This is a genomic window from Paenibacillus sp. FSL R5-0908 (assembly GCF_038006245.1).
In the GTDB taxonomy this organism is placed as follows: Bacteria; Bacillota; Bacilli; order Paenibacillales; family Paenibacillaceae; genus Paenibacillus_AQ; species Paenibacillus_AQ odorifer.
This window is the reverse complement of record NZ_JBBOUV010000001.1, coordinates 4,616,394-4,628,866: the sequence shown is the minus strand read 5'-3', so window position 1 is coordinate 4,628,866 and position 12,473 is coordinate 4,616,394. Positions and strand designations below refer to the sequence as shown.

The following is a 12,473-nucleotide window of genomic DNA, read 5'->3' as shown; positions in this document are numbered from 1 at the left end:
GGCTTTAACAACCCTTATTTCATGGCTAGAAAAGAGTGCTCCAAAGGGGGAGTCAAGGGCTAGCACTTGTCAGTCCAGTTTCCCTATGGTATAATTTCTTTGGTAATAATGAGATAAGTCCGTTGTGTAAAGAGTGGGGAAACCCACTCTTTATCTTTGGTATATAGCAAAAGACAAGTTCGTGGAGGTAATTTTCTTTTGAGCACACCCAAATCTAAAATTAAACAAACGGTAGAGCAGATGCTCGGGCCCTATCTCGACGACAATGGTTTCGAACTGGTGGACGTTGAATACGTGAAGGAAGGCTCCAATTGGTTTCTGCGTATATTCGTAGATAAAGAAGGCGGCATTGATATTGATGACTGCGGGATCATTAGCGAATATTTCAGTCAGAAGTTAGATGAGAATGATCCTATTCCTGAGGCATATTTCCTTGAGGTATCCTCGCCGGGAGCAGAGCGTCCTCTCAAAAAAGCTGCGGATGTAGCTAAAGCGGTAGGTAAGGACGTGTATGTGACTGTTTATGAGCCGATTCAAGGACTCAAAGAATTTGAAGGTCGTTTGCTCTCGTTCGAGAACGAGGAACTGCTCATCTCCGCGGGCAAAAAAGAACATGTAGTACCGTACGCCAAGGTCGCAAGTGCGAGATTGGCCATTATTTTTTAACGTCTTGAAAGGGGGGCCGGAAATTCATGAGTATGGAGTTTATTGAAGCAATGAATGAGCTGGAGAGGGAGAGAGGCATCAGTAAAGATGTGCTGTTTGAAGCGATTGAAGCGGCGCTGATCTCTAGTTATAAACGTAATTTCAATGCAGCACAGAACGTGCGTGTTGACATGAATCGCAATACAGGTGTCATTAAAGTGTTTGCCCGCAAGTTAATTGTTGAGGAGGTCCTGGATACAAGGACTGAAATCTCATTGCCGGCAGCCAGAGAAATTAACCCGCATTTCCAGCTGGAAGATATCGCTGAGCTTGAAGTGACACCTCGTGATTTTGGACGTATTGCCGCACAGACTGCTAAGCAGGTTGTAACTCAACGGATTCGCGAAGCAGAGCGTGGACTTATCTATAATGCTTTTATCGACAAAGAAGATGATATCGTTACTGGACTAGTTCAACGTCAAGATATGCGGAACATTTACATTGATCTTGGTAAAATCGAAGCGGTTCTTCCGCTTAGCGAATTGATGCCAGGTGAAAAGTTCAAACAAAGCGAACGCATCAAGGCTTATATCACAAAAGTTGAGAATACAACAAAAGGTCCGCAGATTATGCTCTCCCGCAGTCATCCAGGATTACTTAAGCGTCTGTTCGAGCTTGAAGTTCCTGAAATATTTGACGGTGTAGTTGAGATTCGTTCTGTAGCTCGTGAAGCTGGCTTCCGCTCGAAGATTGCTGTGTATTCCCGCAATCCAGAAGTAGATCCCGTTGGTTCTTGCGTAGGTCCAAGAGGCACACGCGTTCAGACCATCGTTACTGAGCTTCGCGGTGAGAAGATCGATATCGTCCGTTATTCTGATCTGGTGCAGGAATATGTTGCGAATGCACTTAGCCCTTCAAAGGTTCTTGAAGTTCAAGTCTTTGAAGCGGAGAAGATGGCGAGAGTTATCGTTCCTGACTATCAATTGTCATTGGCTATCGGTATTAAAGGGCAAAATGCACGTCTTGCCGCTAAACTTACCGGCTGGAAAATTGATATCAAGAGTGAAACTCAAGCGGAGCAGGAATACGGCAGACCGAAATCTTCTATTGATGAAATGCATCAGGATTCCGTCTCCATAGATTAATTAACCTGCTTGACGGGAGGCGTTTGTTATGAAACAAAAAAAAGTGCCGCTGCGTAAATGCGTTGCTACCCAAGAGATGATGCCTAAAAAAGAGCTGATTCGTGTGGTGAGAACGCCTGAAGGTGAAGTGCTGATTGATCTGACGGGTAAGAAGTCAGGCCGTGGTGCTTACATATGCGGCAAGCTTGAATGCTTTCAGCTGGCACAAAAGAACAAAGCACTTGACCGGGCATTGAAATGTCAAGTGAGTCCTGAAATCTACGCCCAGCTAGCCCGGGAGTTTACTTCCGTGGAAGAGCAGTTTCTAGCAGCAAAGGATAGTGAGGATAATGAGTAAGGCGCTTTCTTATTTAGGGCTTGCCATGAGAGCAGGCAAGATAGTCACCGGTGACGAGGCTGTACTCAAAGCTGTACGGTCTTCAGAGGCGAAGCTGGTCGTTCTGGCAGGTGACGCTTCAGATAATACCCAAAAAAAGTTCCGTGATAAATGCGGAACTTACGATATTCCACTAGTAATCGCATTTCACCGGGATGAACTCGGTGCAAGTATTGGTAAAGACCAGCGTGTAGTACTGGCCATTACGGATAAAGGATTCGCGGAAATGATCTCCAAGCAACTCGGAGATACTGTCGGAGGTGGATTTATTGACTAAAGAAGAGAACAAAGATAAATTGCGCGTGTACGAATACGCAAAGTCACTAAACATGAGCAGTAAAGAAATTATTACTATTCTGAAGCGTTTGAATGTCCCCGTGAATAATCATATGAGTGTCATGGAGAATGGATCCGTGAACAAAGTTGAACAGTTCTTTAAGGATATCAAATCAAACGCTGCAGCCAAGCGGGATACCGGCACCAGCAGCCGGCCGGTAACAACCGGTGCGGTAACAGCCGAACCTCAAAGTGCTCAGAATGCCAACAAAAATCAACAGGAAAAGCAGGTAGGTATGAACAGTAACCAAAACAACAACCAATCGACGACGTCCCCAAGGCCCCAAAGCGGACAAGATTCCCGCAGAACACAAACAGGTTCAACGCAGAATGCACGTCCGCAACAAAGCGGTGCTCCACGTACTAACAGTACTAGCAGTACTAGTAGCAGCCGCCCGCAAGGCAGCACTACTGGCGGCAATCGCCCACAAGGTAGCAACACAAGTGGCAGCCGTCCGCAAAGCAGTAATACTGGCGGTAACCGTCCACAAGGTAGCAATACCGGTGGCAGCCGTCCGCAAGGCAGCAATACTGGTGGTAGCCGCCCACAAGGCAGCAACACTGGTGGAAGCCGTCCACAAGGCAGCAACACAAGTGGCAGCCGTCCGCAAGGACAAAGCAGTGCACCGCGCACTGACAGCCGTCCACAAGGTCAATCTGGCACAGGCGGAGGTTTCACCCGCGGTGATGACAGAGGTCCCAAAAAGAACACAACTGGTGGCAGACCGAATAATAATCAAAGACGTTTCGATGATGGTAAAGGTGGTAACTACCGCGGTCGTGGTGGTAAGAATGGTCGTGGCAAGAACCAACCAATGGTACACCGCGAGAAGATCGATAACACACCTAAGAAAATCATTGTTCGTGGCAGCATGACCGTTGGTGAAACAGCGAAATTGCTTCACAAGGATGCTTCTGAAGTAATCAAAAAGCTGATTTCGATGGGTGTTATGGCTACCATCAACCAAGAACTTGATATCGACACCATTTTGCTGCTCGCTGCTGAATTTGGCGTAGAAGTAGAAGTGAAGATTCCTGTTGACGAGGACAGCTTCGAAACAGTGGAAGAGAATGACAATGAAGAGGATCTTCAGACTCGTCCTCCAGTAGTTACTATTATGGGTCACGTTGACCATGGTAAAACTACACTGCTTGATGCTATTCGTTCGACCAATGTGACGCTAGGCGAAGCTGGCGGAATCACTCAGCACATCGGTGCTTATCAAGTCGAGATCAACCAAAAGAAAATCACGTTCCTTGATACACCTGGTCACGAAGCATTTACTGCTATGCGTGCTCGTGGTGCACAGGTTACGGATATGACAATTATCGTAGTAGCTGCTGATGACGGTGTTATGCCTCAGACCGTCGAAGCTATTGCACACGCTAAGGCTGCTGGACTTCCGATTATTGTCGCTGTTAATAAAATCGACAAACCGGGTGCAGATCCTGATAAGGTGAAGCAAGAGCTTACAAGTTATGAACTTGTTCCTGAAGAGTGGGGTGGAGATACCATCTTCGTTAACCTCTCTGCGAAACAACGTATTAACTTGGAAGAACTGCTGGAAATGATCCTGCTCGTAGCTGAAGTTAATGAGTACAAAGCGAACCCTGACAAACGGGCACGCGGTACTGTTATAGAAGCTGAGCTTGATAAATCCCGTGGACCAGTTGCTCGTATACTCGTTCAAAACGGTACGTTGAAAGTCGGCGATGCTTTTGTAGCAGGTAACTGCTTCGGACGTGTACGTGCGATGGTCAATGATAAAGGTCGTAAGATCAAAGAAGCTGGACCATCTACTCCAGTAGAAATTACTGGTTTGACTGAGGTGCCACAAGCTGGCGATCCGTTTATGGCTTTCGAAGACGAGCGTAAAGCGCGTGCGATTGCTGATAGACGTTCCACTTCCCAACGTCAATCTGAACTGAATACGAACACCCGTGTAACTTTGGATGATCTGTTCCAGCACATTAAAGATGGCGAGATCAAAGACCTTAACGTGATCATCAAGGCTGACGTTCAAGGTTCAGTCGAGGCGCTTAAAGGATCCTTGGCTAAGATCGAAGTGGAAGGCGTACGCGTGAAGATCATTCACAGCGGTGCTGGTGCGATTACTGAATCCGATATTACGCTTGCAGCAGCATCTAATGCTATCGTTATCGGCTTTAACGTTCGTCCAGACGCACAGACCAAAGCAGCTGCTGAGCAAGAAAAAGTAGATGTTCGTCTGCACAACATTATCTACAATGTAATTGAAGAAATCGAAAGTGCCATGAAAGGTATGCTCGATCCTATCTATAAAGAGAATGTTATCGGTCACGCCGAAGTTCGTAGCGTGTTCAAAATCAGCAAAGTGGGTACCATTGCAGGATGTATGGTTACTTCCGGTAAAATTACCCGTAATGCTGAAATGCGCTTGATCCGTAGCGGAATCGTAGTGTTCACAGGTAAGGTTGATACTTTGAAACGTTTCAAAGATGATGCCAAAGAAGTGGCGCAAGGTTATGAATGTGGCATAACTTTGGAACGCTATAATGACGTCCAAGAGGGCGACATTATCGAAGCGTTTCTTATGGAAACTGTAGAGCGCTAAGCGAAGAGGTGAATATAGATGTCTAAAATTAGAGCAGGACGAGTGGGCGAGCAGATCAAGAAAGAGCTTAGTCAACTTATCCAAAGCGGTCTGAAAGACCCTCGAATCGGTTTTGTAACTGTAACTGGCGTAGACGTGACTAACGATCTATCGCAAGCCAAGGTATACCTAAGCGTGTTCGGGGATGAAGAGCAGAAGTCAGACTCACTTAAAGCGATTGAGAAAGCCAATGGTTTTCTTCGCTCAGAGCTTGGCAAGGCCATTCGCCTTCGGCATACACCGGAGCTGATCTTCAAGATCGACGAATCTGTCGCTTATGGCAGTCATATTGAGAAGCTTCTTGGAGAGCTTCATAAGAACGATTAGAAATAAGTGATTAAAGTGGGGTTCAAAATAGCGTTATGCTATTTTGAACAACCTTTAAAAAGGAGACGGCGAATGCAGAGCTATGAACAAAGTCTCCAGCAGACCCGTGAGTTTCTGCTGGAACACGACGATTACCTTGTAGTGTCGCATGTTCAGCCGGACGGAGATGCAGTCAGCTCCACCCTTGCGGTGGGCTGGCTTCTCTCATGTCTGGGCAAAAAATACACTATGCTGAATGAAGGACCAATCCCGAAGCGAATGGAATACCTATGGCATTCGGATGAAATCATCAATATGGCCTCTAGTGAACCGCCCCGTCAATACAGCAACGTCATCTGTGTGGATTGTGCGGATTTTCAGCGAGTAGGGCTGACAAATCGCTATTTTGCGAATGAGGCTCTTATCCTGAATATTGATCACCATCCAACAAATAACGGTTATGGATTAGTTAATTTAATCAAACCGGATGCAGCTGCGACAGCGGAAATTTTGTTCGACCTGCTGAAGACATTCGAGATCGAATGGGATATTGATATCGCCACAGCTATATATACGGGTCTGTTAACAGATACCGGTGGTTTTCGTTATACCAACACATCACCAAAAGTAATGGCAGCTGTATCTGAGCTATTATCCCTTGGAGTTAACGGTCCTGAACTCGCTGAGACCTTGCTTGAAGAAATGACGCTGCCACAGGTTAAAATATTAAATAAAGCCTTAAATACGCTGGAATTATCTCCTGAAGGAGATATTGCCTGGCTATATGTTACACCCGAGCATATGATCGAATGTGCTGCTGCTAATGAAGATTTGGAAGGAATCGTGAACTACCCTCGTAATATTCGGGGCGTGGAAGTAGGCATTCTTTTTAAAGTTATTCACGAACATGCGGTCAAGGTTAGCCTACGTTCTGCCGGTAAAGTAGACGTGGCTGCATTGGCGCAAACGTTTGGAGGCGGCGGTCATACCCGTGCTGCAGGTGCGCGTATAGAAGCTACGTTTGAAGAGGCAATAGCTCAGGTGCTTGAGGAGGTAAGACGTCATTTATGAGTGAATTAGAAGGTGTTCTGGCGGTTTATAAACCGGCAGGCTTCACTTCACATGATGTTGTAGCCAAGGCACGTCGTATTCTCGGCATGAAACGGATTGGTCATACGGGGACACTAGATCCCCAAGTGACGGGTGTATTGCCGCTTTGTCTGGGACGTGCGACTCGCGTTGTGGAGTATATTCAGGAGCTGCCCAAAGAATATGTGGCAACACTGAGACTGGGGATGTCCAGTGATACTGAAGACTTAACTGGAACCATTACGGAAACTGTAGATGAGGTTCATGTAACTGAGGAAGAGATTCTTGCAGTGCTTGCCTCTTTTAAAGGCGTAATTTCTCAGGTTCCTCCCATGTACTCTGCGGTGAAAGTAGACGGCAAACGTCTTTATGAATTGGCTAGAGAAGGCAAAACCGTTGAACGGAAAAGTCGTGAAGTAGAGATTTATGAAATCGAAATGACGGATATGACTTGGGAAGGTAATCATCCCGACATCACTTTCCGGGTATTATGCTCCAAAGGCACGTATATTCGTACACTTTGTGTTGATATCGGTCGTGCGCTTGGGCTGCCGGGTGTAATGGTGAAGCTGGAGAGAACAATGTCGGCAGGAATTTCTGCCAGCCATTGTTTATCCCTTGAGGATATTGCCGCGCACAAGGAAGCCGGAACATTGAAAGATCATTTAATCGCTGCAGATGAGGCAATCTCGCATTTGCCAAAGCATACCGTTATGGATGAGAAGAAGAAGGCAGCACTGCAGGGTCAACGTTTGTCTTCGCGGTTCATTGCTCCAGAAGTGAAGACAGCAGGTCAAATTCGGCTATACGATCTTCAGGGATTGTTTCTTGGCATTTATGAGCTGGAAGAGACAGGTGCTATTGCCCCAGTAAAAGTGTTTGCACAAGCTTAAATCAATTTTACCAAGTGAATTGTAGGTGAGAAACAGCGTGAGAACCGTAACGTTAACCTATCCGATGTCGCCGGAGACTGCTGCCGAATGGGCACAACCTCAAGTGGCTGCTCTAGGGCAGTTTGACGGCCTGCATCGTGGACATGCCAGCGTCATTACATCCGCTGTGGCCTTAGCCCGTAAACAAGGTGTGCCGGCTGCAGTCCTTACATTTCATCCTCATCCCAAAGATGTTATGGGTAAGGGGGATTATGAAGGGTACTTGACGCCACCCTTTGAAAAGCAAGAGATTCTTGCCAGCATGGGTGTAGATATCCTGTATGTTATTGAATTTAATGAGCAGCTTTCCCGGGTTAGTCCACAGAATTTTGTCTCTGTTATGCTTTTGCCGCTACATATTGTAACTGCAGTTGTTGGCTTTGACTTTCGCTTTGGCTACCAAGGTGAAGGCGATGTTGAGATGCTTCGCAAGCTGGGTAAAGGTGTTATGAATGTGGAAGTTGCTCCTCCTTTTCTGCTTGAAGGTGAAAAGGTTAGCAGCTCCGGCATTCGCAAAAGTCTCCAAAATGGAGATCTGGGACTGGCAAACTCCTGGTTCGGACGTTGCTATCATCTGCGTGGTGAAGTGGGGCATGGTGAGAAGAGAGGCCGCACAATTGGTTTTCCAACTGCCAATTTGAAGCTCAGTGATCATTTTGTCATTCCGACCAAAGGTGTATATGCGGTCCGAGTCTTTTATAAGGATAAAGTTCTGTACGGGGTTATGAACGTGGGTGTTAAACCAACCTTTCATGAGGGTGTGTTGACTCCGAGCTTTGAGGTTCATCTGTTTGACTTCGAGGGTGACCTGTATGATCAAGAGCTTAAGGTAGAATTGGTATCTTACATTCGTCCAGAACGGAAGTTTGACTCCATTGGGGCATTGATTACTCAGATTGGCGAGGATGCAGAAACCGCAAAGAAGATTCTGGAGTATAATTTATAGTCATCCCGGACAAGCCGTTTACTTTTGTTAATGGAGATGCTATACTAAGTAACGTTGCTGGCTTACAGCATCATAACCTTAGCTTGGTTGCACGTTCTCACCGACGGTGACGAGGCTAGTGGCGATTATATTGAAGGAGGTGAACAGGATGGCATTAACTCAAGAACGTAAACATCAATTGATCGACGAGCACAAAACTCACGAATCCGATACTGGATCCCCTGAGGTGCAAGTTGCTATCCTAACGGAGAACATCGTTAATTTGACTGACCACTTGCGTACGCACAAGAAAGATCATCACTCCCGTCGTGGATTGTTGAAAATGGTTGGACAACGTCGTAAACTTCTGGCGTATTTGAAAAACAAAGACATCAGACGTTACAGCGCCCTGATCGAAAGACTGGGATTGCGTCGTTAATTTTCCATAAGATTACTCTTAAAGCAGCCTGGTTGTATACCGTATGTCCTTCTCGGAGCGACAGCGGGACAGCTGGGTTGCTTTTTGAAAATTTAGGGAAAACTAAATATTAGGATCGATGAGATTATTCGCAAAAACGGCGACTTTACTTTTCAGTAAGGCCCAGCCGTTTCTTCTTATATGCATACAGAATAGGCAGACTCCCATTGGGACAAGCCTTTCCGATTCATTTAGATCGATATGTGAACCTGCTATTTTAGACTGCGGGTCTACTACTATTCAAGGAGGTATTTATGGAAAAACGTGTAGAAATGCAGCTGGGTGGAAGACGCCTTGTGCTGGAAACGGGCCGCCTGGCTAAACAAGCAAACGCAGCCGTTATGGTTCGTTACGGAGATACAGCGGTGCTATGTACAGTTACAGCTTCAACTGAGCCGAAGGATTTGGATTTTTTCCCACTAACAGTCAACTACGAGGAAAGATTATATGCAGTAGGTAAAATTCCTGGTGGTTTCATTAAACGTGAAGGCAGACCTAGTGAAAAAGCAATTCTGTCCAGCCGTTTGACTGACCGTCCAATTCGCCCGCTGTTCCCGGAAGGATTCCGTAATGATGTACAAGTACTTAATCTGGTAATGAGTGTGGATCAAGATTGCACACCGGAAATTGCCGCTATGATTGGTACCTCGGCAGCACTTAGTATTTCTGATGTGCCGTTTGACGGCCCTATCGGAGGCGTGAATGTAGGCCGGATCAACGGTGAATTTATCATTAACCCTGATATTGCACAGCAGGCTATAAGTGATATTTTTCTGACAGTTGCTGGTACTAAGGACGCTATTATGATGGTTGAAGCGGAAGCTAATGAAGTTCCGGAAGAAGTTATGCTGGAAGCGATCATGTTCGGGCATGCAGAAATCCGCAATATCGTAGCTACGATTGAAGAATTGGTTGCAATCGCTGGTAAAGAAAAAATGGCAGTGAAGCTGCATGCAGTTAATGCTGAAGTGAACACTGAGGTTCGTGCATTTGCACAAGCCCGTTTGGTAGATGCAGTTAAGATTGCTGAGAAGCATGCTCGCCAAGAAGCTATTGATGAAGTTAATAATGAGACAGTTACGTATTTCGCTGAGAAATACATAGAAACACCAGAACTTCTGAAGGATGTTAAGGAAGTATTACACGATATCGTGAAGGAAGAAGTTAGACGTCTGATTACGCATGACAAGGTGCGTCCGGATGGTCGTAAGCTGGATGAAATTCGTCCGATCGATTGTGATACAAACCTGTTGCCACGTACGCATGGATCTGGATTGTTTACTCGTGGACAAACGCAAGCACTTAGCGTATGTACGCTTGGCGCACTCGGCGATGTACAAATTCTTGACGGTATTGATCTAACTGAAACTAAACGGTTTATGCACCATTACAATTTTCCTCCGTTCAGCGTAGGTGAAGCACGTCCGCTAAGAGCACCAGGTCGTCGTGAGATTGGTCACGGAGCATTGGGTGAACGCGCATTGTCTAAGGTTATCCCAAGTGAAACAGAATTCCCGTACACTATTCGTCTTGTGTCTGAGGTGATTGAGTCTAACGGTTCGACTTCACAAGCAAGTATCTGTGCAAGTACACTGGCTATGATGGATGCTGGGGTTCCGATCAAAGCGCCAGTAGCAGGTGTGGCTATGGGTCTGATCAAAGATGGCGACCATGTGTCTATTTTGACAGATATTCAAGGCATGGAAGATCATCTTGGCGATATGGACTTTAAAGTAGCAGGTACAGCAGCTGGTGTAACTGCGATCCAAATGGACATCAAGATCGATGGTATTAGCCGTCAAATTCTTCATGAAGCGCTACAACAGGCTAAGGAAGGCCGGATGCACATCTTGGGTAAAATGATGGAAGCTATCTCTGAGCCTAGAGCTAACCTGTCCAAATATGCTCCAAAAATTATTATCATCAACATCAATCCGGACAAAATCCGTGATGTTATTGGTGCTGGCGGTAAAATCATCAACAAAATTATCGAAGAAACCGGCGTAAAAATCGACATCGAACAAGATGGACGTGTCTTTATCGGCTCTTCGGATGAAGAAATGATCCAAAAAGCTCGTTCGATCATCGAAGGCATTGTGCGTGAAGTACAAGTCGGCGAAATCTACGTAGGTACAGTTAGACGGATTGAGAAATTCGGAGCATTTGTTGAACTTATTCCGGGTAAAGACGGATTGGTACACATTTCCCAATTGTCCACTGAGCGTGTGGCTAAGGTTGAAGATGTTGTAGCTGTCGGGGATACAATTACCGTTAAAGTTACCGAAATCGACCAACAAGGCCGGGTTAACCTGTCGCGTAAAGCGGTATTGACTTCGGAAACTGGAGCTAAAGCTTAAGTTTCGATTGTAGAGGTACCTTTTCTTTGGTACCTAATAGCATAATAAAAGGAGACAGAAGCGATTGCGTTCTGGCTCTTTTTTTATATGAATGGAAATAGACAAATACTATCACGCCTCTTGCCTCTGTTCTTATGACATAAATTCCTCTCTTGTCTCATAGATTGGGACAAAGTGTCTTTGTATTCGTGTGGAACGGACTACAAGTCGTTTCTACCGGGGAGGAAGTCGTCATGAAGACGGAAAAAGTGGCTTTAGTGGTTGCTTGTATTGCGATCGTGATAGGAATTGGCAGCACTCAGGGACCGGTAAAGGACATGCTTGCGCAATTGAAGCCGCAGGATGACCTAGCTGTGTGGAAGGATATTTCTAAGGCGGAGAACAATGATCTTCGGACACAGATTGAGACCGCCGCAGCCAAGCTAAATGCCCCTCCAGTGAATGCTGTGGTTGATCGGGTATGGAAGGCGATTCCGGGTTATAACGGGCTTGAAATTGATGTAGAGAGTACATATCGGAATGCTCTTTTGGCACCAAAAGAACCTATAAAATTTGTGTATCGGCAGATCGAACCACAGATATCCCTGAATCAACTGGGAGCTGAACCCATATATCGTGGGAATCCGGCTAAGCCGATGGTATCGCTGATGATTAATGTGGCGTGGGGAAATGAGTACATTGTGCCAATGTTGGATATTTTGGACGAAGAGAACGTTAAAGTTACGTTTTTTCTGGATGGGAGCTGGCTGAGTAAAAACCCGGAGCTGGCTAAAGAAATGCTAAAACGCGGTCATGAGATGGAGAATCATGCTTATACTCACCCTAATATGAGTACTTTAAGTCGTGCACGAGCTACTGTAGAAATTGAAAAGACACAAAAGCTGTTAAAGGAATCGCTTGGAGTCACTAATAAATGGTTCGCCCCCCCTTCTGGTGATTTCGATCAGGAGACAGTAGAAATTGCAGGCAGTTTAGGGCTCAAAACCGTACTATGGACCGTGGATACCGTAGATTGGCGTAATCCGTCTCCTGATTCTGTGGTTGCCAAAATCACAAGCAAAGCGGAACCAGGCACTTTAGTTCTAATGCATCCCACAGCCGCATCCTCCAAAGCTCTGAAGGCCATGATACGTGGAATCAAAGCAAAAGGGTTACAGCTAGGCACAGTTAGTCAAACGCTCTCAGCAGAGCGGCTAATCCCCTCTAATGTTGAGTGAGAGATGTATTTCTGGTAGGATTATAGGCACGTGT

At 45.9% G+C, this 12,473-nt stretch carries 12 protein-coding genes; all 12 read left to right on the top strand.

From position 1 onward, the window contains the following. Positions 1-198: 198 nt before the first annotated feature. The 12 genes from rimP (at position 199) to MKZ09_RS20985 (ending at position 12,439) form a co-directional block, all read left to right on the top strand. Positions 199-666 (top strand): ribosome maturation factor RimP, encoded by a 468-nt coding sequence (rimP, locus tag MKZ09_RS21040; protein WP_076127842.1) that lies wholly within the window; start codon positions 199-201, stop codon positions 664-666. Positions 667-692: 26 nt separating this feature from the next. After that, the gene (gene nusA, locus MKZ09_RS21035; protein ID WP_036688470.1) at positions 693-1,790 is read left to right on the top strand and encodes a transcription termination factor NusA; all 1,098 of its coding nucleotides are present in this window, start codon (positions 693-695) and stop codon (positions 1,788-1,790) included. Between the two features lie 28 nt (positions 1,791-1,818). Beyond that, positions 1,819-2,127, top strand: coding sequence for an RNase P modulator RnpM (rnpM, locus tag MKZ09_RS21030; RefSeq protein WP_036688467.1), 309 nt, complete (start codon positions 1,819-1,821; stop codon positions 2,125-2,127). After that, positions 2,120-2,443 (top strand): YlxQ family RNA-binding protein, encoded by a 324-nt coding sequence (locus tag MKZ09_RS21025; protein WP_036688466.1) that lies wholly within the window; start codon positions 2,120-2,122, stop codon positions 2,441-2,443. Before rnpM ends, MKZ09_RS21025 begins: the two co-directional genes overlap by 8 nt. After that, positions 2,436-5,096 carry a translation initiation factor IF-2 gene (gene infB / locus MKZ09_RS21020; protein ID WP_076201721.1) on the top strand — a complete coding sequence of 887 codons (2,661 nt, stop codon included), beginning with the start codon at positions 2,436-2,438 and terminating at the stop codon, positions 5,094-5,096. Before MKZ09_RS21025 ends, infB begins: the two co-directional genes overlap by 8 nt. A gap of 18 nt (positions 5,097-5,114) precedes the next feature. Further along, a complete protein-coding gene (gene rbfA / locus MKZ09_RS21015; protein ID WP_076136417.1) occupies positions 5,115-5,462 on the top strand; it encodes a 30S ribosome-binding factor RbfA in 348 nt (115 codons plus the stop codon). 72 nt (positions 5,463-5,534) lie between these two features. Further along, entirely contained in the window at positions 5,535-6,512 is a 978-nt protein-coding gene (locus MKZ09_RS21010; protein ID WP_076201724.1) for a DHH family phosphoesterase, read from the top strand. Beyond that, entirely contained in the window at positions 6,509-7,423 is a 915-nt protein-coding gene (gene truB, locus MKZ09_RS21005; protein WP_076136419.1) for a tRNA pseudouridine(55) synthase TruB, read from the top strand. The genes MKZ09_RS21010 and truB overlap by 4 nt, the downstream gene beginning before the upstream one ends. Before the next feature lie 37 nt (positions 7,424-7,460). Continuing rightward, positions 7,461-8,408 (top strand): bifunctional riboflavin kinase/FAD synthetase, encoded by a 948-nt coding sequence (locus tag MKZ09_RS21000; protein ID WP_076201726.1) that lies wholly within the window; start codon positions 7,461-7,463, stop codon positions 8,406-8,408. 148 nt (positions 8,409-8,556) lie between these two features. Beyond that, the gene (gene rpsO, locus MKZ09_RS20995) at positions 8,557-8,826 is read left to right on the top strand and encodes a 30S ribosomal protein S15 (protein WP_036656390.1); all 270 of its coding nucleotides are present in this window, start codon (positions 8,557-8,559) and stop codon (positions 8,824-8,826) included. Positions 8,827-9,119: 293 nt separating this feature from the next. Next, on the top strand, positions 9,120-11,222 hold the full coding sequence (pnp, locus tag MKZ09_RS20990) for a polyribonucleotide nucleotidyltransferase (RefSeq protein ID WP_076136420.1): 2,103 nt from the start codon (positions 9,120-9,122) through the stop codon (positions 11,220-11,222). A gap of 233 nt (positions 11,223-11,455) precedes the next feature. Continuing rightward, complete coding sequence (locus tag MKZ09_RS20985) at positions 11,456-12,439, top strand: polysaccharide deacetylase family protein (RefSeq protein WP_076201729.1); 984 nt, start codon at positions 11,456-11,458, stop codon at positions 12,437-12,439. Positions 12,440-12,473: the final 34 nt, after the last annotated feature.